21 protein-coding genes are annotated in these 26,970 nt (G+C 69.1%); 13 read left to right on the forward strand and 8 right to left on the reverse strand.

Translation table 11 applies throughout. The features are described 5' to 3' along the window. The first annotated feature begins 75 nt into the window (after positions 1–75). Together LXM88_RS18095 and LXM88_RS18100 are read left to right on the forward strand one after the other, a co-directional pair. Positions 76–1,110 carry a helix-turn-helix transcriptional regulator gene (locus LXM88_RS18095; protein ID WP_262535562.1) on the forward strand — a complete coding sequence of 345 codons (1,035 nt, stop codon included), beginning with the start codon at positions 76–78 and terminating at the stop codon, positions 1,108–1,110. Between the two features lie 49 nt (positions 1,111–1,159). Next, positions 1,160–2,044: a GIY-YIG nuclease family protein gene (locus LXM88_RS18100; protein ID WP_262535564.1), complete on the forward strand. Its 885-nt coding sequence runs from the start codon at positions 1,160–1,162 to the stop codon at positions 2,042–2,044. Positions 2,045–2,099: 55 nt separating this feature from the next. Here the strand turns inward: LXM88_RS18100 and ppa are convergent, their stop codons facing one another. Then, positions 2,100–2,627, reverse strand: a complete 528-nt coding sequence (gene ppa / locus LXM88_RS18105; RefSeq protein ID WP_034178734.1) for an inorganic diphosphatase — start codon at positions 2,625–2,627, stop codon at positions 2,100–2,102. A gap of 290 nt (positions 2,628–2,917) precedes the next feature. On the opposite strand from ppa, the gene LXM88_RS18110 reads away from it, so the two are divergent. The 4 genes from LXM88_RS18110 (at position 2,918) to LXM88_RS18125 (ending at position 7,153) form a co-directional block, all read left to right on the forward strand. Then, entirely contained in the window at positions 2,918–4,357 is a 1,440-nt protein-coding gene (locus LXM88_RS18110; RefSeq protein WP_262535565.1) for an aldehyde dehydrogenase family protein, read from the forward strand. Between the two features lie 90 nt (positions 4,358–4,447). Further along, positions 4,448–5,206, forward strand: coding sequence for an SDR family oxidoreductase (locus LXM88_RS18115; protein ID WP_262535566.1), 759 nt, complete (start codon positions 4,448–4,450; stop codon positions 5,204–5,206). Positions 5,207–5,442: 236 nt separating this feature from the next. Continuing rightward, complete coding sequence (locus LXM88_RS18120; RefSeq protein ID WP_262535568.1) at positions 5,443–6,747, forward strand: MFS transporter; 1,305 nt, start codon at positions 5,443–5,445, stop codon at positions 6,745–6,747. A gap of 40 nt (positions 6,748–6,787) precedes the next feature. Next, positions 6,788–7,153, forward strand: a complete 366-nt coding sequence (locus tag LXM88_RS18125) for a DUF4180 domain-containing protein (RefSeq protein ID WP_262535569.1) — start codon at positions 6,788–6,790, stop codon at positions 7,151–7,153. 120 nt (positions 7,154–7,273) lie between these two features. Here the strand turns inward: LXM88_RS18125 and LXM88_RS18130 are convergent, their stop codons facing one another. Genes LXM88_RS18130 through hemC form a run of 3 tightly spaced genes read right to left on the reverse strand, consistent with a single transcriptional unit; the run spans position 7,274 to position 11,435 of the window. After that, a complete protein-coding gene (locus LXM88_RS18130) occupies positions 7,274–8,461 on the reverse strand; it encodes a heme biosynthesis protein HemY (protein WP_262535570.1) in 1,188 nt (395 codons plus the stop codon). 2 nt (positions 8,462–8,463) lie between these two features. Then, positions 8,464–10,434, reverse strand: coding sequence for a fused uroporphyrinogen-III synthase HemD/membrane protein HemX (gene hemDX, locus LXM88_RS18135; protein WP_262535572.1), 1,971 nt, complete (start codon positions 10,432–10,434; stop codon positions 8,464–8,466). Continuing rightward, positions 10,434–11,435, reverse strand: coding sequence for a hydroxymethylbilane synthase (hemC, locus tag LXM88_RS18140; RefSeq protein WP_047898748.1), 1,002 nt, complete (start codon positions 11,433–11,435; stop codon positions 10,434–10,436). The genes hemDX and hemC overlap by 1 nt, the downstream gene beginning before the upstream one ends. Before the next feature lie 208 nt (positions 11,436–11,643). Here hemC and ppc point away from each other — a divergent pair, with 208 nt between their 5' ends. Next, on the forward strand, positions 11,644–14,658 hold the full coding sequence (gene ppc / locus LXM88_RS18145; protein WP_262535573.1) for a phosphoenolpyruvate carboxylase: 3,015 nt from the start codon (positions 11,644–11,646) through the stop codon (positions 14,656–14,658). 137 nt (positions 14,659–14,795) lie between these two features. Here ppc and LXM88_RS18150 read toward each other — a convergent pair whose 3' ends face one another. After that, positions 14,796–15,548 (reverse strand): class I SAM-dependent methyltransferase, encoded by a 753-nt coding sequence (locus tag LXM88_RS18150; RefSeq protein ID WP_105392938.1) that lies wholly within the window; start codon positions 15,546–15,548, stop codon positions 14,796–14,798. A 219-nt stretch (positions 15,549–15,767) separates the two neighbouring features. Here LXM88_RS18150 and LXM88_RS18155 point away from each other — a divergent pair, with 219 nt between their 5' ends. Beyond that, the gene (locus LXM88_RS18155; RefSeq protein ID WP_262535578.1) at positions 15,768–16,577 is read left to right on the forward strand and encodes a helix-turn-helix transcriptional regulator; all 810 of its coding nucleotides are present in this window, start codon (positions 15,768–15,770) and stop codon (positions 16,575–16,577) included. Between the two features lie 6 nt (positions 16,578–16,583). Here the strand turns inward: LXM88_RS18155 and LXM88_RS18160 are convergent, their stop codons facing one another. Further along, a complete protein-coding gene (locus LXM88_RS18160) occupies positions 16,584–17,582 on the reverse strand; it encodes a Csu type fimbrial protein (RefSeq protein WP_262535580.1) in 999 nt (332 codons plus the stop codon). Positions 17,583–17,833: 251 nt separating this feature from the next. Between LXM88_RS18160 and LXM88_RS18165 the strand changes: the two genes are divergently transcribed. From LXM88_RS18165 to LXM88_RS18185, 5 genes are all read left to right on the forward strand, one after another. Further along, the gene (locus LXM88_RS18165; protein ID WP_262535581.1) at positions 17,834–18,367 is read left to right on the forward strand and encodes a Csu type fimbrial protein; all 534 of its coding nucleotides are present in this window, start codon (positions 17,834–17,836) and stop codon (positions 18,365–18,367) included. A gap of 6 nt (positions 18,368–18,373) precedes the next feature. Then, entirely contained in the window at positions 18,374–19,084 is a 711-nt protein-coding gene (locus tag LXM88_RS18170; RefSeq protein WP_262535582.1) for a fimbrial biogenesis chaperone, read from the forward strand. Between the two features lie 27 nt (positions 19,085–19,111). Next, positions 19,112–21,463, forward strand: a complete 2,352-nt coding sequence (locus LXM88_RS18175) for a fimbria/pilus outer membrane usher protein (protein ID WP_412524113.1) — start codon at positions 19,112–19,114, stop codon at positions 21,461–21,463. Between the two features lie 88 nt (positions 21,464–21,551). Further along, a complete protein-coding gene (gene argH, locus LXM88_RS18180; protein WP_047898756.1) occupies positions 21,552–22,961 on the forward strand; it encodes an argininosuccinate lyase in 1,410 nt (469 codons plus the stop codon). A gap of 94 nt (positions 22,962–23,055) precedes the next feature. After that, a complete protein-coding gene (locus LXM88_RS18185; protein ID WP_262535584.1) occupies positions 23,056–23,739 on the forward strand; it encodes an HAD family hydrolase in 684 nt (227 codons plus the stop codon). A 103-nt stretch (positions 23,740–23,842) separates the two neighbouring features. Here LXM88_RS18185 and LXM88_RS18190 read toward each other — a convergent pair whose 3' ends face one another. Both LXM88_RS18190 and LXM88_RS18195 read right to left on the reverse strand, forming a co-directional pair. Beyond that, a complete protein-coding gene (locus tag LXM88_RS18190) occupies positions 23,843–24,646 on the reverse strand; it encodes a lysozyme inhibitor LprI family protein (protein WP_412524114.1) in 804 nt (267 codons plus the stop codon). 26 nt (positions 24,647–24,672) lie between these two features. Next, entirely contained in the window at positions 24,673–26,952 is a 2,280-nt protein-coding gene (locus LXM88_RS18195) for an arginine/lysine/ornithine decarboxylase (RefSeq protein ID WP_047898758.1), read from the reverse strand. Positions 26,953–26,970: the final 18 nt, after the last annotated feature.

The following is a 26,970-nucleotide window of genomic DNA, read 5'->3' on the forward strand; positions in this document are numbered from 1 at the left end:
CTTGACCGGCAGGAGCATGCGTTGACCTCTCGCAGCGGGGACAAACCCGAACGGCATGACGACAGGGAGACAGACATGGAGTTGCGACAGAAATCGGTATCCGTCCGGATCTACCGCTGGCTGTGCGAAGACGCGCGCGCGAACGGCATCGACATCGCGCCGCTATACGAGACGCTTGGCATCGGGCCGGCCGAACTCGCCGACGACACGCGCCGCATCGCGGGCGACCGGCACGTCGCCGCGATGCGGCTGACGAGCGCGTGGCCGCTGTCCTGGTACCGCTCGCCGCCGCAGGCCGTGCCGTGGCTCGTGCCGTTCCCGGAGCTCGCGGGCGTCACGTGCAACGCGGCAACGCTGCGCGACGCGCTGCACGGCTACCTGCACTATCGCGAGCTGATCGGCAACGTCGACTGGATCTTCGCGCACGAGAACGGCGATGCGATCGCGCTCGAATACGTGAACGAAGGAGATGGCCGGCACGCGGGCAGCGCGCTCGCGAACCTCGCAATCCTCGCGGCGCTCGCTCGCCTGTACGATCCGCACGTGCGCGTGGACGACGCGGAATTTGCCGGCCGAGCGTTCGCGCCCGCGGCCGCGCTGCGCGACATGCTCGGCGCGCCGGTGTCGTTCGACGCCGCGCACAACCGCATCGTGCTGCGCTCCGCGCACTTCGACACGCCGTTCGAGCGCTACAACGCGCCGCTCGCCGGCATCCAGCGCCACGCGGCGGACGCCGCGCGCGACCGGGTTCGCGTGCGCTCGACGTTCGGCTCGTCCGTCGAGCAATGCGTGCGCGACTGGCTGCGTACCTCCGACGATGCCGACGTGCCGACCGACACGCTGATGCAGCATGTGTGCACACGTTTCGCGATGTCGCGCTGGACGCTGCGCCGACGGCTGCATCGCGAAGCGGTCGGCTTCCACGCGCTCGTCGCGCAGGCGCGGCTCGGCGAGGCGCGCGACCTGCTGCTGAATACGCAATTGCCGATCGGCGAGATCGGCGTGCGCGTCGGCTTCCGTTCGACGAGCGCGTTCACGCGCTTCTTCACGCGCGAACTCGGCGCGGCGCCGAGCCGCTTCCGCGACGGGCACGGCGACGGACTGCGATGACGCGCGACTTTTCTGAGACACTGGCGGCTTCTCATCCCGCCGCCCTGCCATGTCCTGGTTTCTGTATCTGATCGAATGCGCCGACGACAGCGTCTACACGGGCATCACGACCGACGTCGTCGCGCGCTTCGACGAACACGCGGCCGGCAAAGGCGCGCGCTACACGCGCTCGCGCAAGCCGCGCGCGGTGCTCGCGTCGTTTCCGCTGCCCGACCGGTCGAGCGCGTCGCGCGCCGAATACTGGGTGAAGCGGCTCACGCCCGCGCAGAAGCGTGAGCTGGCTGCAGGGTTGCGGACACTGGAATCGGTGCTGCCGGCGGGGGTGATCGTCGACGGGAGCAGTGAGGTTGCCGGGTTGAAGGCGGGCGCGCGCGGGCGGAAGAAGGTGAAGGCAAAGACGGAGAACGTCGATAGCGCGACGAAGATGGCTGAAACGGAAAAGGCCGCCAAGAAGGCTGAGAAAACCGGGAAAGCCGAGAAAGCCGAGAAAGCCGAGAAAGCCGAGAAAGCCGAGAAAGCCATCAAGTCTGAGAAAACCGCGAAGCCCCGACAAGCTGCCAAGGCTCCGAAGGCGGAACAAGCCGCGCCGATCGCGAAGCGCGCGAAAAGCGGCGGCGATGCGGTCGTAAAAAAGACCTCGTCACGCGGCACGCCGGCAAAAATAGACCAGCAGGCCGCGTCGCCGTCGTCGAAAAGAAAAGCGTCCGCAGCCCGCAGCAAACCCGTCACGGACGGACACGACGCCCTCGCTCCCGCACCGGCTCGCCGTCGTCCGTCGGCCACGAAAGCCGCCGAAGCCACCGAAGTCTCCGTTGCCCGTCGCCGCGCCAAACGCGCGAAGGACGCACCGAATACCACCACGCCGCCCGTGCCCGCCTCCCCTTCCGCAAGCAAGAAAAGCGCGCGCGCAAAACAAAACCGCGCGGCCTCCTGACGAGACACGCGCGGTTTGCGTTTCGCACGAACCGGCCGTCGGGCCGGCGCGCCGCTTACTTCTTGTAGTTCGCAGCGCCGTCGGTGATTTCCTTGTGCGCGGCTTCGATGCCGGCCCAGCCTTCGACCTTCACCCACTTGCCCTTCTCGAGCGCCTTGTATTGCTCGAAGAAGTGCTTGATCTGGTCCTTCAGGTACTCGGGCACGTCGTCGATCGACTTCAGGTTCGCCGTCATCGGGCAGATCTTGTCGTGCGGCACCGCGACCAGCTTCGCGTCGACGCCCGACTCGTCGGTCATCTGCAGCATGCCGAGCACGCGCGAACGCACGATCGAGCCGGCCAGCAGCGGGAACGGCGTGATCACCAGCACGTCGACCGGATCGCCGTCGCCCGACAGCGTCTGCGGGATGTAGCCGTAGTTCACCGGATAGCGCATGCCCGTGCCGATGAAGCGGTCGACGACGAGGAGGCCCAGCTCCTTGTCCGCCTCGTACTTCACCGGATCGCTTTGCGCGGGAATCTCGATGATCACGTTGAAATCTTGCGGCAGGTCCTTGCCGGCCGGAACATGATTGAAGCTCATGAGCGCTCTCTGTAGGTCGATGGGAATTCGGGACAGGGCGCCGCGGCCGATGCACCGCCGCAGGCGTCCCTCAACGGAATGCGCCATTATAGCCAATCGACCGGTGGCGTCCGGATGACGATCGGCGCGATAATCGTTCCGGATGTCCGGCCGTCGATCCACCGGCGGCGTTGGATGGGACCGCGAAGCATGGGACCCGAGTAAGCGCTGAAGCGCCAACAGCTTTGCATGGGACCGGACTAAGCGCTGAAGCGCCAAGTCCGGTCGACATCGAGTCGACGGGAGCAGGCATGGAAGAGGCGAAGCACTTCATCGCGGGCGAATGGACGTTGCCCGCGCAACTGGAAACGATCGCGGTCGTCGATCCGTCCGACGGCCAGCCATTCGCGACGATCGCACGCGGCACCGCGCCCGACATCGAGCGCGCGGTCGCCGCGGCCCGCGACGCATTCGCGGGCGCATGGGGCGCCGCGAGCGCCGCCGCGCGCGGCCGCGTGCTGATGCGGCTGTCGGCGCGCGTGGCCGATTCCATCGAGGAACTCGCGGCGATCGAGGCGCGCGACACCGGCAAGCCGCTGAAGCAGGCGCGCGCCGACGCGGCGGCGCTCGCGCGCTACTTCGAGTTCTACGCGGGCGCCGCCGACAAGCTGCACGGCGAAACCCTCCCCTATCAGGCCGGCTATACGGTGCTGACGGTGCGCGAGCCGCACGGCGTCACGGGCCACATCGTGCCGTGGAACTACCCGATGCAGATCTTCGGGCGCAGCGTCGGCGCGGCGCTCGCGGCCGGCAACGCGTGCGTCGTCAAGCCGGCCGAGGATGCGTGCCTGTCCGTGCTGCGCGTCGCCGAGCTGGCCGCCGAGGCCGGGCTGCCGGCCGGCGCGCTCAACATCGTCACCGGCTACGGCCATGAAGCCGGCGCAGCGCTCGCGCGCCATCCGGGCATCAACCACATCTCGTTTACGGGTTCGCCGGCCACCGGCAAGCTGGTCACGCAGATGGCAGCCGAGAACCACGTGCCCGTCACGCTCGAACTCGGCGGCAAGTCGCCGCAGATCGTGTTCGCCGATGCCGATCTCGAAGCGGCGCTGCCCGTGCTCGTATCGGCGATCGTGCAGAACGGCGGCCAGACCTGCTCGGCCGGCAGCCGCGTGCTGATCGAGCGCGCGGTCTACGAGCCGCTCGTCGAGCGCCTCGCCACCGCGTTCAACGGGCTGCGCGTCGGCCCGAGCCGCGCCGACCTCGACTGCGGCCCGCTGATCAACGCGAAGCAGCAGCAGCGCGTGTGGGATTTCCTGTCCGACGCGCAGCACGACGGCATTCCGATGGCCGCGCATGGGCAGGTCGTCGCCGACGCGCCCGAAAGCGGCTTCTACCAGGCGCCCGCGCTGTTGCGCGACGTGCCGCCGTCGCACCGGCTCGCGCAGGAGGAAGTGTTCGGCCCCGTGCTCGCCGCGATGCGCTTTGTCGACGAAGACGAAGCCGTCGCACTCGCGAACGGCACGCCGTACGGCCTCGTCGCGGGCATCTGGACGCGCGACGGCGCGCGCCAGATGCGTCTCGCGCGGCGCCTGCGCGCGGGCCAGGTGTTCATCAACAACTATGGCGCGGGCGGCGGCGTCGAATTGCCGTTCGGCGGCGTCGGTCACTCGGGCCATGGCCGAGAAAAAGGTTTCGAGGCGCTGTACGGCTTCACCGCGCTGAAGACGATCGCGATCCGGCACGGCTGAACGCGCGACACGCGACACGCGGCCGGCAGCAGCCGGCCGAATCGCGAAACGAAACACGACGACTCTCATAACCAGCACAGGAGACACACCATGCGGTTGAGCGGCAAGACGGCCATCGTCACGGGCGGCGGCTCGGGTTTCGGCGAAGGCATCGCGAAGACCTACGCGCGCGAAGGCGCGAACGTCGTCGTCAACGACCTGAACGGCGCGGCGGCCGAACGCGTCGCGAGCGAGATCGCGCTCGCGGGCGGCAAGGCGATCGCGGTCGCGGGCGACGTGTCGCAGCAGGACGACTGGAACACGCTGCTGCAGGCCGCGCTCGACGATTTCCATGCAGTGCAGATCGTCGTGAACAACGCGGGCACCACGCACCGCAACAAGCCGGTGCTCGACGTGACGGAAGCCGAGTTCAACCGTGTGTACGCAGTCAACATGAAGAGCCTGTTCTGGTGCGTGCAGACCTTCGTTCCTTACTTCCGCAAACAGGGCGGCGGCGTGTTCGTGAACGTCGCGTCGACGGCCGGCGTGCGGCCGCGCCCGGGCCTCGTCTGGTACAACAGCACGAAGGGTGCGATGATCACCGCGAGCAAGTCGCTCGCGGCCGAGCTCGGCGCCGACCGCATCCGCGTGAACTGCATCAATCCCGTGCTCGGCGAGACGGGCCTGATGACCGAGTTCATGGGCTGCGAGGACACGCCCGAGAACCGCCGCCGCTTCCTCGCGACGATCCCGCTCGGCCGGTTCTCGACACCGCAGGACATCGCGAACGCGGCGCTTTACCTCGCGTCCGACGAGGCCGAATTCATCACGGGCGTCTGCCTCGAAGTCGACGGCGGGCGCTGCATCTAGCTGCATCCAGCCGCACCTGGCTGTTCGCGTGCCGCGTCGGGATTCACCGGCCGGCACGGCATTCACGCATTGCTTCGCACGAAACCGGGTCGGGCGCCGCTGTACCGGCTCCGGTCAACCATAAAAACCGCAAAGCATGGGATCCAAGTAAGCGCTAAAGCGCCAACTTGGATCGACCGCAAAGCATGGGATCCAAGTAAGCGCTAAAGCGCCAACTTGGATCGACAGGAGACAACATGGCAACATCGACGCAATCGCTGCCGGGTTCGTCCGGCGCATTCGAGGAAGCAACCTACCGCAAGGTGTCGTGGCGGCTCACGCCGCTCCTGCTGCTGTGCTACGTGGTCGCGTATCTCGACCGCGTGAACGTCGGGTTCGCGAAGCTGCAGATGGCGAGCGACCTGAACCTGAGCGACACCGTCTACGGGCTCGGCGCCGGGATCTTCTTCTTCGGCTATTTCCTCTTCGAGGTGCCGAGCAACATCATCCTGCACAAGGTCGGCGCGCGCGTGTGGATCGCACGCATCATGGCGACCTGGGGCGTGATCTCGATCCTGACGATGTTCGTCACGACGCCCACGATGTTCTACGTGATGCGCTTCCTGCTCGGGCTCGCCGAAGCCGGCTTCTTCCCCGGCGTGATCCTGTACCTCACCTACTGGTATCCCGCGCACCGGCGCGGCCGGATGACGACCTTCTTCATGACGGCAGTCGCCTTGTCCGGCGTGATCGGCGGGCCGCTGTCGGGCTTCATCCTGAAGGCGTTCAACGGCGTGAGCGGGTGGCACGGCTGGCAATGGCTGTTCCTGCTCGAAGGCATCCCGTCGGTGCTGGTCGGCGTGGTCGTGTTTCTCAAGCTCGACGACCGGATCGCGAAGGCGAACTGGCTGACCGACGACGAAAAGGCGCTGCTCGCGCGCAACGTCGACGCGGAGGAAGCGACCAAGGAAGACCTGCCGCTCGGCGCCGTGATGTCGAGCCCGCGCGTGTGGCTGATGGCGCTGATCTACTTCTCGTTCGTGATGGGGCTCTACGGCGTCGGCTTCTGGCTGCCGACGATCATCAAGGCGACGGGCGTCACCGACACGTTCGCGATCGGCCTGCTGTCGGCGATTCCGTATGCGGCTGCAGTGGTCGCGATGATCCTGATCGCGCGCAGCGCGGACAAGCGCCGCGAGCGCCGCTGGCACCTCGCGATTCCGGCCGCAATCGGCGCGCTGGGGCTCGTGCTGTCGGTGATCTGGGCGCACCAGACCGCGCTCGCGATGCTCGGCCTCACGCTCGCGACGATCGGCATCCTGACGACGCTGCCGCTGTTCTGGAGCCTGCCGACCGCGTTCCTCGGCGGTGCGGCCGCCGCGGCCGGCATCGCGATGATCAACTCGATCGGCAACCTCGCGGGCTTCCTGAGCCCCTACCTCATGGGCTGGCTCAAGCAGGCGACGGGCGCCAACGATTCGGGCATGTACATGCTCGCGGGGTTCCTCGTGCTCGGCGGGCTGCTCGCGCTGTCGGTGCCGAAGCAGCTCGTCGACAAATGATGCACGGCGCGAAACGACCATGACGACGGAACCCGCCCGCATGCCCCACCGAATCGTTCAGGCAGCCGACCGCCGCGTGCTGATCCGCGATCCTTCCGCCGGCCTCGTGCAGCGGGAAAGCGATGCGCTCGACCTCGTCGCGCTCGCGCACGAGCATGAAGCCGACTGGGTCGCGGTCCCCGCCGACGCGCTGCACGACGACTTCTACCGGCTCGACAGCGGGCTGGCCGGCGCGGTGCTGCAGAAACTCGTCAACTATGGCGTCCGGCTCGGCGTAATCGGCGACATCGACCGCTGGCTCGCGCGCAGCGAAGCGCTGCGCGCGCTCGTTCGCGAGTCCAATCGCGGGACATCGGTATGGTTCGTCGCGAACGAGGACGACCTGCTGCGCAGGCTCGGCGCGTAGTGCACGGCGCGTCCAGCGCCGGCTCGCAGCGGACGAAAAAATGCCCCGAAGGCCATCCGGCGTTCGGGGCATGTTGCGCATGCGTAGCGTGCCGCCCGCAACAGGCGGCCGCGGCCGGCGTCAGACCACGGTAATCGCGAGCGCGCTTTCGCGGTAGTGCTTCGCAGCCTTGTCGGTTTCGCCGAGATGCTCGAACAGGCGCGCAAGCGCGCGATGCGTACGCACCTTCAGCGCCTCGTTGTCGGCCAGCTTCAGCGCCGCTTCGAGGAACGACTGCGCCTTGCCCCACAGCTGCTGCTGCTGGCAGAGACGGCCGAGCGCGAACAGCAGGTCGGCATCCTCCGGGTGATCCTTCTTCCACCCTTCCGCCTTCTGGATCAGCGGCAGCGCGTCGGCGCCGGCCGTGTCCGGGTAGCGGCGCAGCAAGCGTGCGTCCCAGTTGTGCGCGAGCGCTTCCTCGACGATGCGGCGCGCTTCGTTGCGACGCTCGAGCGACACGAGCAGGTCCGCCGCGAGATCGGCGAGACGCGGCGACTGGCGCTCGACCGGCGACAGCGACTGCCACACCTCGAGCAATGCGTCCGGGTCGTGCCGGCGTTCGCGCAGCAGGTTTTCCGCGGCCTGCTGGCGCAGCCGCACGGCCGCGGCTGGATGCAGCGCCTCGCGCTTCTCGAGCGCCTTCGCGAGCTTCAGTACCTCGGCCCAGTTCTTCAGTTGCTGCTGCGCGCGCAGCGCAACCTGCTGCGCATGGATGCGCTTGCCGCCCGCCTGCATGTCGGCCAGCGCGGCGAGCGCGCCGTCGGCATCGCGCGCGTCCGCGCGCATGTCGGCCGCGGCGAGCAGCCGTGCGTCCTGCCATTCGGGCGCGTCGACCTTCGACAGCCAGTCGTCGCGGCGCGTGTACTCGTGCATCCGGTGCGCGGCGGTGGCCGCGACGAGACTCGCGGCGCCCAGGTTCGCGTCGACCGACAGCGCGTCGCGCGCGGCCTTCTCCGCGCGCGAGAAGCGGCCCGCGTACAGGTTCGAGATTGCATCGCGCAGCGACGCCTGCGCCTTCTCGTTGCGCGAACGCGCACGATACGCGGCGACCCGCTTCGGCATGCGCCAGATGTTGCGCACGATGCGCAGCAGCGCATACACGACGATGAACAGCACGACGATGGCGATCACGAACAGGTTCAGCGACACGTCGATCCGGTACGGCGGATAGACGAGCAGCACCTGCCCCGCGTCGAAACGGCCGACGGTGGCGAGCGCAGCGGCGATCGCGAACAGGACCGCGAGCCAGACGATTCCTCGAAGCGTCATCGTTACCCCCGGCTCTTGAACTGCTGAACGGCGTTCAGGCTCGTGTTCAGGTTCGGCACCGCGACCGTCAGCGATGCGCCGTCAACCTGCTTGAGCAGATCCTCGACGGTCTGCGTGTCCTTCGACGCCTGATCGAAATACTTCCCGAGCGACGCCTGCGCGGCGTGCAGGTCGGCCTTCATCGCGCTGTCGTTGCGCGCGAGCAGAGACAGGCGCGCAGTGAGCAGGCGCAGCTTCACGTTCTCGCGCACGAAGTAGCCCTGGTCGGGCGACGCGAGCATCGCGTCCGCGTTGTCGATCCGGCGCACCTGTACGAGGCCCTTCAACTGCTGGCCGAGACCGGCCGAGAAGTCGTGCCACCAGACCTTCCAGCGCGGCTCGCCGGCCACGGCCGTCGATGCGGCGTCGGCCGGCGCGGCCTTCGGCGCCGCGTGCGGCACGATCGCCTCGCCGGAAAGCGGCAGCGCGTCGATCTTGCCGATCGCGTCGTCGAGCTTGATCGCGAGGCCCGTGAGGTCGGCCGCGGGCGCGGCCTTCAGTTTTTCGATGTCCTGCGCGAGCGCCTTGCGCACCGTGACGGCCTGCGCGCTCTGCGACGTCGCGAGACGTGCATCGGCGTTCTGCAGGGCGATCAGCGCGAGCTGCGTGTTGCCCGTCAGTTGAAGCTGCTGGCTCGCGCTCGACAGCATCTGGTCGACTTCCTCGAGCATCCACGCATCGCGGTTGCGCGACAGGTCCTGGTATTGCTGCTGCAGCGCCTGCTGCGCACTCTGCGCGTCGGCGAGCTTGCCGTCGAGCTGCGCGAGCTGCGTGTCGACCTGGTGCGTGCTCGCGAGCGCCTGCTCGGTCTTCATGCGCGTCTCGGCCGTCTGCGCGTCGAGCGCCTTCTGGCGCGCGACGAACGTGCCGTCGAGCCGGTCGATCTTGCGGTTCAGCGCATAGCCGCCGACACCCGCCGCGCAGCCGAGCACGACGACCACGAACCACAGCACCGCGCTGCCGCCGCGGCGCATGGGCGGTTCGGACGCCATATAAGGGGGGCGGGACGGCGGTGCGGATGCAGCGGCCGGCTGGGAAGCGACGCTTTTGGAATCGTTGGTATCTGTCATGCGTTTAGTCACCGGTGCGGCTGTCGCCGGTTGGACGGCCTCGTCGGCCATCGTTCGAAACGCGCGGACGATGCGCTCATCGCCCGCGCCGGTCAGCGTAATCCTATCAAAACCCAATGCGCGCGCGGTCTGCTCGATCCGCGGGTGCGGCGTCACGAGCGGCGCATGCTTCAGCGCGTCGATCTCGGCGTCGTTCAGGTGCGCCCGCGCGAGTTCGTGCAGGTTGCGCACGCCTTCCGAGCTCGTGACGAGCCACGCATGCGGTGCGCCATCGAGCAGCGTGTGCACGCGCTCCCATGCGCCGACGCGCGGCTCGGGCACGACGCGCCGGTACGCGGCGACCAGCGTGACGTCCGCGCCGGCCTCGCGCAGCCGGTCGGCAAGCCATTCGCGCCCGCCGTCGCCGCGCACGATCAGCACGCGCTTGCCCGCCAGCGCCTGCGCGCCGCCGAACGCGGCCTCGATGCACGCGAACAGGCTTTCCGAATCATAATGGGGCACGCCGCCGTCGGCCGGCGCCTGCGGCGCGATCACGCGATGCGCGGGCGCCGCGATGCCGTGCCGCTCGAGCGCCGCGACGCTGCCGGGCCCGACCACGCCGACCGGCAGCGCATTCGGCCAGATCGCGCCGTACTGCGCAAGCGCGCGGTCGATCGCGTTCGGCGACACGAAAATCACGAGCGTGAAGTCGGCAAGCGCCGCGAACGCAGCGTCGAGCGGCGCCGGATCGTCGACCGGCGCGATATCGATCAGCGGGAATTCGAGCACGTCGCAGCCGGCATCCGCCAGTTGCGACGCAAGCGCGTCCGACTGGCCGTCCGGGCGCGTCAGGACAGCGGTGAACGCGCGCGCGCCGCCCGCCATCAGGCGTCGCCCTTGCCGGCCTGCGAGCCGGCGAGCAGCGCCTTGACGATGTCGAGCGCGCCTTGCGCCTCGAGCTCGTCGGACACCGCGCGGCCGAGCGCGAGCGCATCGGCGACGGTCATGACGGCCCCGCACTCCTCGGCCGTCAGCACGCGCTTGCCGTCGGTCGTCGACACGCGGCCCGTCAGGTACAGTTCGCCCGCGCGCCACACCGCGTGCGCGGCGAGCGGCACCTCGCAGCTGCCGCCGAGCGCGCGCGACACCATCCGCTCGGCCTCGACCGCGAGCGCGGTCTGCGGGTCGTGCAGCGGCGCGAGCCACGCGGCGACGTCGTTGCGGTGCGCGGCGATCTCGATGCCGAGCGCGCCCTGGCCGGCCGCGGGCGGGCTGGCTTCGACGTCGATCAGCGCGCGGATCCGCGCGTCGAGGCCGAGGCGTTTCAGGCCGGCGGCCGCGAGAATGATCGCCGCGTAGTCGCCGCGGTCGAGCTTCGCGAGGCGCGTGTCGAGGTTGCCGCGCAGCGGCAGCACGTCGAGATGCGGATAGCGTGCGCGCAGCATCGCCTCGCGGCGCAGGCTCGACGTGCCGACGACCGCGCCGGCCGGCAGCGCGTCGAGCGACGCGTAGTCGTTCGACACGAACGCGTCGCGCGGATCCTCGCGCTCCATGATCGCGGCGAGCGAGAAGCCGTCGGGCAGCGCCATCGGCACGTCCTTCAGCGAATGCACGGCGAGATCGGCGCGGCCGTCGGCCAGCGCATTCTCCAGTTCCTTCACGAACAGGCCCTTGCCGCCGACCTTCGACAGCGTGCGATCGAGAATCTGGTCGCCGCGGGTCGTCATCCCGAGGATTTTCACGTCACAAGCTGGATATAATTTGCGCAGCGCATCACGCACATGTTCGGCTTGCCACATCGCCAGGCGGCTCTCGCGCGAAGCAATCGTCAACGTCGCGGGCGGCTGTGCCTGTTGCGGCCCGGCCGCAAGGGTCTCGGAATTCATTGCTGGAACATCGAAGGACGGGATTGAAGATCGAACAATGGTAGCACGCACGCCCCGGCCCGCCCGGGCCCGGAGCCTGCGCCCGACCGGCCCCTGCGCGGGTCGCGGCGCCGATGTGCGGATGTGCCGCACGTAGCTGGTTGCTTGACCGCAGTTCCCGCAGTTTCCGCAGTTCCTTTTGACTCGAGCTTTCCCAAGGAAACCCATCGTGAAGTCTTCCGGATCGGCGCGTACGGCGCGCCGCAATGCTGCCCTGTCCTCCTCCGACGCCCCGACGGACACCGTCGCCACCGCCGCGAACGGCCGTGCGAAAACGGCAACGAAACCGAAAGACCCGATACGTCAGACAAAACGCGCGACGAAAGCCGCCGGCCCCGCTGCCCGCACGGCCGGCGCGCCGAAGTCCGGCACGCGCACGCGCGAGGACAAGGACGGCCCGCTGTTCGAGGACATCCGCTTCCTCGGCCGCCTGCTCGGCGACGTCGTGCGCGAGCAGGAAGGCGACACCGTGTTCGACGTCGTCGAGACGATCCGCCAGACCGCGGTCAAGTTCCGCCGCGAGGACGACAGCGAAGCCGCGCAGACGCTCGAGAAGAAACTGCGCAAGCTGACACCCGAGCAGACGGTGAGCGTCGTGCGCGCGTTCAGCTATTTCTCGCATCTCGCGAACATCGCGGAAGACCGCCACCACAACCGCCGCCGCCGCATCCACGCGCTGGCCGGCTCCGCGCCGCAGCCCGGCACGGTCGCGTACGCGCTCGAACAGTTGAAGACCACCGGCAACGCGTCGAAACGCCTGCTGCAGCGCTTCTTCGACGATGCGCTGATCGTGCCGGTGCTGACCGCACACCCGACCGAAGTGCAGCGCAAGAGCATCCTCGACGCGCAGCACGACATCGCGCGCCTGCTCGCCGAACGCGACCAGGAGCTGACCGCGCGCGAGCGCCAGTACAACGAATCGATGCTGCGCGCGCGCGTGACCGCGCTGTGGCAGACGCGGATGCTGCGCGACGCGCGCCTGACGGTCGGCGACGAGATCGAGAACGCGCTGTCGTACTACCGCGCGACCTTCCTCGACGAACTGCCCGCGCTGTACGGCGACATCGAGGCCGCGCTCGCCGAGCACGGCCTGTCCGCGCGCGTGCCCGCGTTCTTCCAGATGGGCAGCTGGATCGGCGGCGATCGCGACGGCAACCCGAACGTGACGGCGCCGACGCTCGACGAGGCGATCAACCGCCAGTCCGCGGTGATCCTCGAGCACTATCTGGAACAGGTGCACAAGCTCGGCGCCGAACTGTCAGTGTCGAACCTGCTCGTCGGCGCGAACGACGCCGTGAAGGCGCTCGCGGCCGCGTCGCCCGACCAGTCGCCGCACCGCGTCGACGAACCGTATCGCCGCGCGCTGATCGGCATCTACACGCGGCTCGCCGCGAGCGCACGCGTGCGCCTGGGCGAAGGCACGGTGCCCGTGCGCAGCGCGGGCCGCGGCGCGCCGCCCGTGCGCGCGATTCCGTATGCGGATTCCGAAGCGTTCGTCGCCGACCTGAAGGTGCTCACCGCGTCGCTCGACGAACACCACGGCACGTCGCTCGCCGCGCCGCGCCTCGCGCCGCTCGTGCGTGCCGCCGAAGTGTTCGGCTTCCATCTCGCGAGCATCGACCTGCGCCAGAGCTCCGACATCCATGAAGCGGTGGTCGCCGAGCTGTTCGCGCGCGCGGGCGTCGAGGCCGACTATGCAGGGCTCGCCGAGGAAGACAAGCTGCGCGTGCTGCTCGCCGCACTCGCCGACCCGCGCCCGCTGCGCTCGCCGTACTTCGAATATTCGGCGCTCGCGCAAAGCGAGCTCGGCGTGTTCGAGAAGGCGCGCGAAGTGCGCGCGCAATTCGGCGCGCGCGCGGTGCGCAATTACATCATTTCGCATACGGAAACCGTCAGCGACCTCGTCGAGGTGCTGCTGCTGCAGAAGGAGACGGGGCTGCTCGAAGGTGCGCTCGGCGTGCCGGGCGGCCATGCGAGGAACAGCCTGATGGTGATCCCGCTGTTCGAGACGATCCCCGACCTGCGCGACGCGTCGCGCATCATGCGCGAATACTTCGCACTGCCGGGCGTCGATGCGCTGATCGCGCACCAGGGTGCCGAGCAGGAAGTGATGCTCGGCTACTCGGACAGCAACAAGGACGGCGGCTTCCTCACGTCGAACTGGGAGCTGTATCGCGCGGAACTCGCGCTCGTCGACCTGTTCCGCGACCGCAAGATCACGCTGCGGCTGTTCCACGGCCGCGGCGGCACGGTCGGCCGCGGGGGCGGCCCGACCTACCAGGCGATCCTGTCGCAGCCGCCGGGCACCGTGAACGGCCAGATCCGCCTGACCGAGCAGGGCGAGGTGATCGCGAGCAAGTTCGCGAACCCCGAGATCGGTCGGCGCAACCTCGAGACGGTCGTCGCCGCGACGCTCGAGGCGTCGCTGCTGCCGCAATCGAACGCCCCTGCGCAACTGCCCGCGTTCGAGGTCGCGATGCAGACGCTGTCCGACTCGGCGATGGCCGCGTACCGCGCGCTCGTCTATGAAACGCCCGGCTTCACCGACTACTTCTTCTCGTCGACGCCGATCACCGAGATCGCCGAGCTGAACATCGGCAGCCGCCCCGCTTCGCGCAAGCTGCAGGATCCGAAGCAGCGCAAGATCGAGGATCTGCGCGCGATTCCGTGGGGCTTCTCGTGGGGCCAGTGCCGGCTGCTGCTGACGGGCTGGTACGGCTTCGGCAGTGCGGTGAGCGCGTATCTCGACGGCGCGCAGGATGAAGCCGAGCGCACGAAGCGCGTCGCGCTGCTGAAGAAGATGAACAAGACCTGGCCGTTCTTCTCGAACCTGATGTCGAACATGGACATGGTGCTGGCGAAGACCGACCTCGCGGTCGCATCGCGCTATGCGCAGCTCGTGTCCGACCGCAAGCTGCGCAAGCATGTGTTCGAGCGGATCGTCGCGGAATGGGAGCGTACGTCGCAGGCGCTGGCGGAAATCACCGGGCACGAAGGCCGCCTCGCGACCAACCCGCTGCTCGCGCGCTCGATCAAGAACCGCTTCCCGTATCTCGATCCGCTGAATCACCTGCAGGTCGAACTGATCAAGCGTCACCGCGCGGGCGACACGAACGCGCGGCTGCGCCGCGGGATTCACCTGACGATCAACGGGATCGCGGCCGGCCTGCGCAACACCGGCTGATCCGCATGCGGCGCGGGCCCGTTCCGCGCCGCATGGCATCGCAGAAGCCGCGATACGTCACCGTACCCACGGTGCGTATCGCGGCTTTTTTCATCGGGAGGCCGCACCGCATCGGCATGCCGTGCCGGCTGGCCCGGTCAATGCGCGTCGATCAGCAGCGCGTCATGCTCGAACGAACCATCGGGCCGCACCGCGTAGTAGCCGCGCACCTCGTCGGGCGCATGTGCCCACAGCGCGCGAATGCCGGCGACGCTGTCGGCCGGCGTGCGGATGCGCGCGACCCACGTGTCGAAATCGATCGGCAGCCGCCAGCGGCTGTGCACGTGCGCGTCGAAACCGGCGTCGCGGAACATCGCGAGCCATTCGTCCGCGCGGTAGTCGCGCACGTGCGACGCGTCGCGCAGCACTTCGGCCGCCTGCAGGTACGTGTCGAGCAGCGGATGATCGTTGCCCGCGATGTCGATCATCAGCACGCGCCCGCCCGGTTTCAGCACGCGGCGCACCTCGGCCAGCGCCGCGCGCATGTCGTGCCAGTGGTGCGCGCTCATCCGGCTCACGACCCAGTCGAACGTCGCCGTGTCGAACGGCAACCGTTCCGCCGGGCCCTGCTGCGTGCGGATGTTCGCGAGCCCGCGCTCGCGCGCGGCCGCGTCGACGGTCGCGAGCATCGGCGCGGCGAGATCGTAGGCGACCACGTCGCGCACGTGCGGCGCGACCGCGAAGCTCGCGTGGCCGGCACCGCAGCCGAGATCGAGCACGGCCGCATCGGGCGTCGCGCGCACCGCGTCGGCGAGCGTCTGCAGATCGGCGCCCGTCGCGTGGACCGTGCTCGTCAGATAGGCGGCGGCCGTCGTGCCGAATGCGTCGGCGACCTGGTCGTGGTGTTTCATCGTTCGCTCCTTTGTACGGTCGACCGGAGTGGGCGCTTCGGCGCCGGTTCCAGCCCCCTGCAACGCGTTTTGTGGGACGCCCGCTGCCTGCCAGCGCGCGAACCGCTACAATAGGCCTGCGTTTGTACCAGTACAAGTTAAGCAGTTATACTGGTATTCGATACACCTGTCTGATCGTTGCCCGTTGCCGTATCCCCGTTTCCACTTCGCCGTTTCCGCATGAACCAGCCGTCCTCCGCCCCCACCCCGCCGCTCGACGCCACGCCCGCCCGCGCGCTCGGCGAATTCATCCGCGCCCACCGCGAGCGGCTGTCGCCGCAGGCCGTCGGCCTGCCGCCCGGCCCGCGCCGCCGTACACCGGGGCTGCGGCGCGAGGAAGTCGCGCAGCTGTGCGGCGTCAGCCCGACCTGGTACACGTGGATCGAACAGGGCCGTCCGGTGTCGGCGTCGGCCGACGCGCTCGCGCGGATCGCCGTCGCGCTGCAGTTGTCGAAGGCCGAGCGCGCGTACCTGTTCGAACTGGCCGCGCAGCGCGATCCAGCCGAGCCCGACGTCGCGGGCGGCGACCTGCCGCCGACGCTCGCCGCGACCGTCGCGGCGATCGCGACGCCCGCGTACGTGCTCGACCGGCAATGGAATGCGCTCGCGTGGAACGCGCCGGCCGCCGCGCTGTTTTCCGGCTGGCTCGACGGCGAACACGACCGCAACCTGCTGCGCTTCACGTTCATGGCGCCGGCCGCGCGCACGCTGATCGTCGACTGGGAAACCCGCGCGCGGCGGCTCGCGGCCGAATTCCGCGCCGATTCGATCCGCCACCTGGCCGACGCGCCGACGCGCGCGCTGATCGATGCGCTGACCGCCGGCAGCGACGCATTCGCGCAGTACTGGGCGTCGCAGGACGTGTTCGAGCGCGAAGGCGGCCTGCGCGAATTCGACCATCCGGCCGACGGCCGTCTCGTGTACCAGCAGATCACGCTGAAGCCCGCGCACCGCGAGGACCTGAAGCTGGTCGTGCTGGTGCGCGACTGAGCCCGCTCAAAAACTGATCGTCGCGGTGATCGTGTCGCTGTAGTCGCCCGGCGCGGGCGTCGCCTGCGCGGGCACGCGGCCGTAGACGGTGATGGCCTGCGCGAGCCCGCTGCCGGTGCCGGTCGCCATCGACGTGCCGCCGGTGCCGTCGCCCCATGGCTTCGTCAAGCCGCTGTCCTGGTAGAGCTGGTAGCCGACCGAACCGCCGCCGCCCACGCGCTGCATCGTGCGCGCGGCGACATTGCTGCTGCTGCCGCCGTTCAGCGCGATCTGGAACGCGTCGCCGTTCGTGCACTGGGCGCTGATCGAGCCGGTTGCCGTCTGCGCCGCCGCCAGCACGCCCGTTGCGGGAAACGCAACATTCGTCGCACTGATGAAGCAATTGTTCACGATGGTCGCGTTCGTCGAATACGCGAACGTGCCCGCCGACGCCTGCGACGTGCATGGCACCAACTGAATGGCGAGCAGCGCGAAGTTGTAGCTGTACGACGCCAGGTTCCCGGCGAACGTCTGCGAGTAGAGCGTGCTGCTGTTGTTCACGCTCGGGACGGTCGGCTGGTTCGGCGCGATGCGGCCGTAAACGGTCAGGGTCGCGTTCGCGCTCGTGCCGATCCCCGGCTTCGCCAGCGTGACCGACATCGGCGTCGTGCCGCTGGCGACCGCGCCCCAGACCTGCGTATAGCCGTTGTCCTGGTACAGGTCGTACTGCATCTGGTTGGCCCCGTTCGTCATCGCGCGCGGGCTCGTCGCGCCGAGATTCAGGCAGACCAGCGCGGTCGTGTTGAGACTCAACGTATCCCACGTGCACGTCACGCCCACCGTGCTGGTCGTCGTGTACGCGGCCTGCGTGATCGGGCTGACCGAACCGAAGCTCGTCGTCTGCGCGCTCACCGTGCAGCTGTCCGCCTGCGCGGACAGCCACGGCCCGCACAGCAGCGCGGCCAGCAGCCAGCACGCCACCCGATGCAGATACCGGTACGCCCGCACGACCCGCTGCTCCGCCATGGTTTCCCCCGATAGAAAAGCATTCGTACCGGCGGCGGCCCGGCTGCCGCCCCGACCGTTGATCCAGATCAAGCCGCCCGCCCGCAAAATATTCAGACAATGCGAACTAGTCCGCATTTCTACCATTGCATGCAACCAAATGCGTAGAGTAATCTAGTCAGACAAATGTGCGGTTCCGTCGACACGGCGAATCACGCGGTTCGGGCACCGCAGGCCGGGCGACACTCCCAGAACGGCTGGAGACCATCACAATGAACGCCATCACGCGTCACGGGCTGTCCACCGCCATCGCGGCGGCCATCGCACTCACCCCGGCCTGGCGCCCTGTCGCCGCCGCCATCTATTCCAACGGCACCGCCACCGCGCAATTCAACGTCACGCTGACCATCCAGGCGAACTGCTCGGTCAGCGCGAACCCGCTCGCATTCGGCGCCTCTGGCGTACTGTCGGCCGCGATCAACCAGCAGACCACGCTCTCCGTCACCTGCAGCAACACGACGCCCTACAACGTCGGGCTCGACTCGGGCGGCGTCTCCGGCTCGACGGTCAGCGCGCGGCTGATGGCCGGCACGACCAGCGGCAACACGGGCACGACGGTCGGTTTCCAGCTGTTCCAGGACAGCGGCCACACGACGATCTGGGGGAACACGCAGGGCACCGACACCGTCGGCGGCACCGGCAACGGCTCCGCCCAGACGATCAACGTATACGGCCAGGTGCAGACGCAAGGCACCCCGAAACCGGACACCTACCAGGCCACCGTCACCGCGACCGTCTACTTCTGACCCGCCGTGGCGATCGGCCCCTGTTTTGTCGCCGCGCTGTGCGCCGCGTCGGCTGCAGCCGCGCCGGCCGCGACGCTGCAGATTTCGCCGGTCACGCTCGAGCTGCCGCCGTCGGTCGCGGCGGCGGGCGTCACGCTCAGCAATTCGGGCGTGCAGCCGATCTACGGCCAGGTGCGCACGTTCCGCTGGACGCAGGAGAACGGCGAGGACGTGCTGACGCCGACCGATTCGCTCGCCGCGTCGCCGCCGTTGCTGCAGATCGGCGCGAACGCCGAGCAGCTGATCCGCCTCGTGCGCACCGCGCGCGCGAGCCCGGTCACGGAGGAAAGCTATCGCGTGCTGATCGACGAACTGCCCGCGCCCGGCACACCGGCGCAGAACGGCATCACGATCCGCGTGCGCTACTCGGTGCCGGTGTTCGTCGAACCCGCCGCACCGCCCACCCCGCCGCAGCTCGACTGGCGCATCGAGGCCGATTCGCAGGGCCTGCGGCTGTCGGTCGCGAATCTCGGCGGCCGGCGCGCGCAGCTCTCCGCGGTGCAGCTCGTCGATGCGCACGGCAACGCGCACGACGTCGCGCGCGGGCTGCTCGGCTACGCGCTGGCCGGCAGCGTGCGGCACTGGCCGCTCAAGCTCGACGCGCGCCCGTCGCCGTTCGTGAAAGTCCGCGCGACAGTCAATACGCAACCCGTCGAGGCCCGGCTGGCGCCGCGCTGAGTCCGGCGCCGGCGCCCTCCCGCCCCGTTGCGCGTGCCGACGACGCGACATGCCAATCGAACGACGCCGGCCAGGCGATACGCGTGGCTCGCCGCCGTCGCGCTGGCGCTGCGCGCGGGCACCGCAGGCGCGCAGCCGGCCTCCGAGCTGCCCCCTTCCGCCGCCCCGGAGCCCGGCGTGCTGTACCTCGACGTGTCGATCAACGGCGAGCCGACCCACCGGATCGCGCGCTTCCGGCTGGCCGACGGGCACCTGTTCGCGGCGTCGGCCGACCTGAACGACCTCGGCATCGCAAGCGGCGACCGCGCGCAGCCGCTGTCGAACACGCCGGTCGAGCTCGACGCGCTCGCGGGCCTGCGCTACGACTACGATCCGGGCCGCCAGACGATCGACCTGACCGTGCCCGACGCGCTGCGCATTCCGCACACGTTCGACGCGCGCGGGCTCGCCGCCACGCCGCCCGCGACGTCCGGCCGGGGCATCGTGCTGAACTACGACGCATACGCGCAGACCGCCGCGCATTCGCCGCTCGCGGTGTGGACCGAGGCGCGCTACTTCGATCCGGCCGGCGTGTTCAGCAACACCGGCATCGGCTACTTCCGTCGCGACGGGCAGCGCTACATGCGCTACGACACGTCGTGGACGGTGTCCGACCCGCGCACGCTCACGACGACCCAATTCGGCGACACCATCTCGTCGTCGCTGTCGTGGACGCGCTCGTTGCGCATCGGCGGCGTGCAGTGGCGCAGCAACTTCGGCCTGCGCCCCGATCTCGTGACCTTCCCGGTGCCGGCGCTGTCGGGCAGCGCGGTCGTGCCGTCGGCGGTCGACCTGTACGTCAATAACGTGCGCCAGTTCAGCGGCGACGTGCCGGGCGGCCCGTTCGTGATCAACAGCGTGCCGGGCATCACCGGCGCCGGCAACGCGACGGTGATCACGCGCGACGCGCTCGGCCGCACGATCGCCACGTCGATCCCGCTCTACGTCGACACGCGCCTGCTCGCGCCCGGCCTCGCCAGCTATTCGGTGGAGGCCGGCTTCCTGCGCCGCGCATACGGCCAGGACGCGTTCGACTATGCGCGCACGCCGGCCGCGAGCGGATCGGTGCGCTACGGCGTCACCGAGCGGCTGACGGCCGAGGCGCACGCCGAGGCGACGAGCGGCGTCTACGACGCCGGCGCGGGCGTGCTCGCACGTATCGGCGGCGGGGGCGTCGCGAACGCGTCGCTGGCCGTCAGCGCCGGGCGCTTCTCCGGCGCGCAGGCCGGCCTCGGCTACCAGTACGTGACGCCGCGCTTCTCGGTCGACGCGCAGACGCTGCGCGCGTTCGGCGGCTACGGCGACCTCGGCGCGCGCGAAGGCACGCCGGTCGCGACCATCAGCGACCGCGTGACGGTGTCGTTCCCGCTCCTGCGCGCGCAGACGCTGTCGTTCAGCTATCTCGGCCTCAAATACCCGGGCGCGCCCGCGTCGCGGATCGGCACGGCGGCGTGGTCGGTCAACTTCGGGATGCTCGCGTCGATGACCGTCAGCGCGTTCCAGGATTTCCGGCAGCACAACGCGCGCGGCTTCTTCGTCAGCCTGAGCGTCGGCCTCGGCGACAATACGTCGGTCGCGGCGAGCGTCGGCCGGCAGAACGGCGAGTCGACCCGCGCGGTCAGCGCGTCGCGCGCGCCCGACTACGACGGAGGCTTCGGCTGGAACGTGCAGGCCGGCGAGAACGGTCCGCTGCGCTACGGCCAGGGACAGCTGCAATACCTGGGCCGCGCGGGCCAGGTCACGCTGCTCGGACAGTCGTTCGGCGGACAACGCGACGCGGCGGTCGACGTGACCGGCGCGCTCGTGCTGATGAACGGCCAGTTGCTGACGTCGCGCCGCATCGACGACGGCTTCGCGCTCGTGTCGACCGATGCCGGGCGCGTGCCGGTGCTGCACCAGAACCGGCCGATCGGCGAGACCGACCGCACCGGCTACCTGCTGGTGCCCGACCTGAGCGCATACCAGCACAATCGCGTCGCGATCGACGGCACGACGCTGCCGGCCGATGCGCGCCTCGCGGACACGACGCTCGACGTCGTGCCGCAGGCCCGCTCGGGCGTGCTCGCGCGCTTCCCGGTCACGCGCTACCGCGCGGCGTCGATCGCGCTGCGCACGCCGGACGGCGCGCCGCTGCCGCCCGGCCTCGACGTCGTGCACGTCGAAAGCGGCCAGCGCACGATCGTCGGCTACGACGGCCTCACGTTCGTCGACGGCCTCGCCGCCGACAATCATCTGGAGATTTCCGGCGGCGGACGCCGCTGCGGCGTCGAATTCGCGTACCGGCGCCCGGACGACGGCACGCTGCCGCGCATCGGCCCGCTGACCTGCGCGCTGCGCTAGCCCGTGCCGGCCGCCGGGCCCGCGAATGTTAGAATCGCGGGATTCCCTCGGCGGCGCACGCCGCCCAACTCCCCTTCGAAGAATCGCCATGACGTCCCAACTGCACAAAAAGGGCGAGGCCTGGTCGGCCCGCTTCTCGGAACCGATGTCGGAGCTGGTCAAGCGCTACACGTCGTCGGTGTTTTTCGACAAGCGCCTCGCGCTCGTCGACATCGCCGGCTCGCTCGCGCACGCGAACATGCTCGCCGCGCAGAAGATCATCAGCGCCGACGACCTGGCCGCGATCGAACGCGGGATGGCGCAGATCAAGGGCGAGATCGAGCGCGGCGAATTCGAATGGCAGCTCGATCTCGAGGACGTCCACCTGAACATCGAGGCGCGCCTGACCGCGCTGATCGGCGATGCCGGCAAGCGCCTGCACACCGGCCGCTCGCGCAACGACCAGGTCGCGACCGACATCCGCCTGTGGCTGCGCGGCGAAATCGACCGCATCGGCGGCCTGCTGAACGACCTGCGCGGCGCGCTGCTCGACCTCGCGGAACAGAATGCCGACACGATCATGCCGGGCTTCACGCACCTGCAGGTCGCGCAGCCCGTCACGTTCGGCCACCACCTGCTCGCGTACGTCGAGATGTTCTCGCGGGACGCGGAGCGCATGCGCGACTGCCGCACCCGCGTGAACCGCCTGCCGCTCGGCGCGGCCGCGCTCGCGGGCACGAGCTACCCGATCGACCGCCACGCGGTCGCGAAGACGCTCGGCTTCGACGGCATCTGCGCGAACTCGCTCGATGCGGTGTCCGATCGCGACTTCGCGATCGAATTCACGGCGGCCTCCGCGCTCGTGATGACGCATGTGTCGCGTTTCTCCGAAGAACTCGTGCTGTGGATGAGCCCGCGCGTCGGCTTCATCGACATCGCCGACCGCTTCTGCACCGGCAGCTCGATCATGCCGCAGAAGAAGAACCCGGACGTGCCGGAACTCGCGCGCGGCAAGACGGGCCGCGTGAACGGCCACCTGATGGCGCTGCTGACGCTGATGAAGGGCCAGCCGCTCGCGTACAACAAGGACAACCAGGAAGACAAGGAACCGCTGTTCGACACGGTCGACACCGTCGCCGACACGCTGCGGATCTTCGCCGAAATGGTCGCCGGCATCACCGTGAAGCCGGACGCGATGCGCGCTGCCGCGCTGCAGGGCTTCTCGACCGCCACCGATCTCGCCGATTACCTCGTGAAGCGCGGCCTGCCGTTCCGCGATGCGCACGAAGCCGTCGCGCACGCAGTGAAGATCTGCGACGACCGCGGCATCGATCTCGCCGACCTGACGCTCGACGAGATGAAGCAGGAGCTGCCGAACGTCGCGCACCTGATCGGCGACGACGTGTTCGGCTACCTGACGCTCGAGGGTTCGGTCGCCAGCCGCAACCATCCGGGCGGCACCGCACCCGACCAGGTGCGCGCGGCGGTCAAGGCTGCCCGCGCCGCGCTCGGCCAGTAAGCCCGCTGTTCCGGACGGACGCCCTCGGCGTCCGTTTTTCATTCGGGCGGCCGTTGCGCCGCCCATTGCCTGCCCCGCTTCCCGGATGCCGCCGATGACCTTTTCCGCCGCGCTCTTCGACATGGACGGCCTGCTCGTCGATTCCGAGCGGACCATCATGAACACGTGGCTCGACGTGTCGAATGCGCACGGTGTCGCGCTGACGGCCACCGACTATCTGCAGATCGTCGGCCGCTCGTTCGCCGAAGGCCAGGTGATCCTGGCACGGCTGATCGGCAACCCCGATACGTTCGACGCGGTGCGCATCCGCGTACGCGAACAGCTCGCGGCGCCCGAGCCCCATCCGAAATTCCCGTTGAAGCCCGGCGCGTTCGCGCTGCTCGACGCGCTCGCGCAAGCCGGCATTCCGTGCGCGGTCGCATCGTCGTCCGCGTGCGACGTGATCCGCGCGCGGCTCGACGCGGTCGGCGTGCTGCCGTTCTTCCGCGCGATCGCGGGCGGCGACGAAGTCACGCGCGGCAAGCCCGATCCGGCCGTCTACCGGCTCGCGGCCGAACGCCTCGGCGTGCCGGCGCACGCGTGCGTTGCGTTCGAAGACAGCGACTTCGGCGCGCAATCGGCCGCCGGCGCCGGCGCGTCGGTCATCACCGTGCCCGACCTGAAGGCGCCGACGCCCGAAATCGTCGCGCTGAGCCTGCACGTGCTCGCATCGCTCGACGATGCGGTCGCGCTCGTGCCGTCGTGGTTCGGCCGGCACGACCCGCAGCAGCCCGCGTAGGCACGCGCGCGAACACGGCGCACGGCGCAGCGCCAAATGCAAACGGGCACCCGAGGGTGCCCGTTTTGTCGTTGGCGCCGAACGACCGGCGTCGCGACGGCGCTTACTTGTTGCCGGCCGTCTCCGACAGCCGCTTCATCGTCGCGATCCGCGCGCCGATCAGGTCCACGCGCCCGTCCTCGCCGACGAGCGGCGCCGTCGTGTCGCGGAACGCGACCCACGCGCGCTGCGCGCGCACCAGCGTCGCGGCCGAATGCGCAGGCATCTTGCGGCGCAGCTTCTGGTAATAGCGGTTCAGGTCGAACAGCGCGTGCTCGCACGCGGCATCCTGTTCGCACGGCCGCACGCGGCGCACGGCCGGATCGCGCGGCGCGTTCGCCGCCGGCTTGCCGTTCGACGCGGCCGCGCCCTGGGCCGCGCTCGCGCCGTCCTGCGCGTCGCTCGTGGCCGCTACCGGTACGGCGGCAGGCGGCGGCGCATAACGATCGGCCGCGCCGCGCAGCGCCAGCGCGCGATCGCGCACGGGCTGCAACTGCATGTCGGCGCTCGACATCGCGTACGCGGTGCCGCGCGTCGTGTCGTACACGGCCTTCAGCAGTTGTACTTCATCCTTGCGCCATGTGACCCAGCGGCGCTGGCTATCCTGCCAGCCGCGCTTCGCGTCGGCCGGCGCATCCTTCAACAGGCGCTGGTACGCGCCGTCCATCACCGTCTGCCACTGCTGCTGCGCTTCGCCCATGCACTGGATCTGGCCGGCCGGCGACGACCGGTCGCGCCGCGCGAGGCATTGCCGCATCGCGACGTCGAGCGGGTCGGCCGCCGCGACTTCCGCGTGTGCGACGCCGAACCCCGCCAGCCCCGCCGACCCTGCCGCCCAGACGACGAGCGCGGCCACTGCCGCGCGCATCGCCTGGATTCGTCCGTGCGTCGCCATCAGTCGCGCACGCAGTCGACGAAGTACTCGACGCGGCCGTTCACCTCTTCCGCGACGAGGCCGTGGATGTCGGTGTGGAAGCCCGGGAAACGCTCGTTGAAGTCGCGCGCGAACCGCAGGTAGTTCACGATCGTCTTGTTGAAGCGCTCGCCCGGGATCAGCAGCGGAATGCCCGGCGGGTACGGCGTGAGCAGGATGCTCGTCACGCGGCCTTCGAGCTCGTCGAGCGGCACGCGGTCGATCTTGCGGTGCGCGAGCTTCGCGAACGCGTCCGACGGCTTCATGGCCGGCTCCATGTCCGACAGGTACATCTCGGTCGTCAGGCGTGCGATGTCGTTCGCGCGGTACACGTCGTGAATCTGCGCGCACAGGTCGCGCAGGCCGACGCGCTCGTAGCGCGGATGCTGCGCGACGAATTCCGGCAGCACGCGCCACAGCGGCTGGTTGTTGTCGTAGTCGTCCTTGAACTGCTGCAGCTCGGTCACCATCGAGTTCCAGCGGCCCTTCGTGATGCCGATCGTGAACATGATGAAGAACGAGTACAGGCCGGTCTTCTCGACGATGATCCCGTGCTCGGCCAGGTACTTCGTGACGATCGCGGCCGGAATGCCCGTCTCGCCGAACTCGCCGTCGACGTCGAGCCCCGGCGTGATGATCGTCGCCTTGATCGGGTCGAGCATGTTGAAGCCTTCCGCGAGCGGACCGAAGCCGTGCCAGTGGTCGTTCGGCTTCAGCATCCAGTCTTCGCGCGAACCGATGCCCTCTTCCGACAGGTTGTCCGGGCCCCACACGCTGAAGAACCAGTCGTCGCCGTATTCGGCGTCGACCTTGCGCATCGCGCGACGGAAGTCGATCGCTTCCGCGATCGATTCCTCGACCAGCGCGGTGCCGCCCGGCGGCTCCATCATCGCGGCCGCGACGTCGCACGACGCGATGATCGCGTACTGCGGGCTCGTCGACGTGTGCATCAGGTACGCCTCGTTGAAGCGGTGCTTGTCGAACGTGCGGTTCTCCGAATCCTGCACGACGATCTGCGACGCCTGCGAGATGCCCGCGAGCAGCTTGTGCGTCGAGTGCGTCGCGAACACCAGCGCGCCCGTGCGCGGGCGGCCGTCGCCGATCGCGTGCATGTCGCGGTAGAAGTCGTGGAACGTCGCGTGCGGCAGCCACGCTTCGTCGAAGTGCAGCGTGTCGAGCAGGTCGCCGAGCAGGTCCTTGATCATCTCGACGTTGTAGACAACGCCGTCGTACGTGCTCTGCGTGATCGTCAGGATCCGCGGCTTCATGTCAGGGTTCTCGCGCAGCGCCTCGCGCGCGAACGGGTTCGCCTCGATCTTCTTGCGGATGTTCTCCGGCTTGAATTCGTCGCGCGGGATCGGCCCGATGATGCCGAAATGGTTACGCGTCGGCGTCAGGAACACCGGGATCGCGCCCGTCATCGTGATCGCGTGCAGGATCGACTTGTGGCAGTTGCGGTCGACCAGCACGATGTCGCCCGGCGCGACCGTCGCGTGCCAGACGATCTTGTTCGACGTCGACGTGCCGTTGGTCACGAAGAACAGGTGATCGGCGCTGAAGATGCGCGCCGCATTGCGCTCGGACGCCGCGACCGGGCCCGTGTGATCGAGCAGCTGGCCGAGTTCGTCCACCGCGTTGCAGACGTCCGCGCGCAGCATGTTCTCGCCGAAGAACTGGTGGAACATCTGGCCGAGCGGGTTCTTCAGGAACGCGACGCCGCCCGAGTGGCCCGGGCAGTGCCACGAGTACGAGCCTTCGTCCGCGTACTTGACGAGTTCCTTGAAGAACGGCGGCGCGAGCGAGTCGAGATAGACCTTCGCCTCGCGGATGATGTGGCGCGCGACGAACTCCGGCGTGTCCTCGAACATGTGGATGAAGCCGTGCAGTTCGCGCAGGATGTCGTTCGGCAGGTGCCGCGACGTGCGCGTCTCGCCGTACAGGAAGATCGGGATGTCCGCGTTGCGGCGGCGCACTTCGGTCACGAACGCGCGCAGCTCGATGATCGCGGTCGCGAGCTCGGGCAGTTCGCCGTCCTGGCCGGTTTCGCCGAGCATGAGTTCGTCGTCGTCGATCGACAGGATGAAGCATGACGCGCGGCTCGATTGCTGCGCGAACGACGTCAGATCGCCGTAGCTCGTGAGGCCGAGGACTTCGACGCCCTCCTTCTCGATCGCTTCGGCCAACGCCCGGATGCCGGAGCCCGAGATGTTCTCGGAGCGGAAATCTTCGTCGATGATCACGACGGGGAAACGAAACTTCATGGGCGATTCTCCAAAAAG

The sequence above is a fragment of the Burkholderia sp. S-53 genome, assembly GCF_025560745.1.
Taxonomy (GTDB): domain Bacteria; phylum Pseudomonadota; class Gammaproteobacteria; order Burkholderiales; family Burkholderiaceae; genus Burkholderia; species Burkholderia pyrrocinia.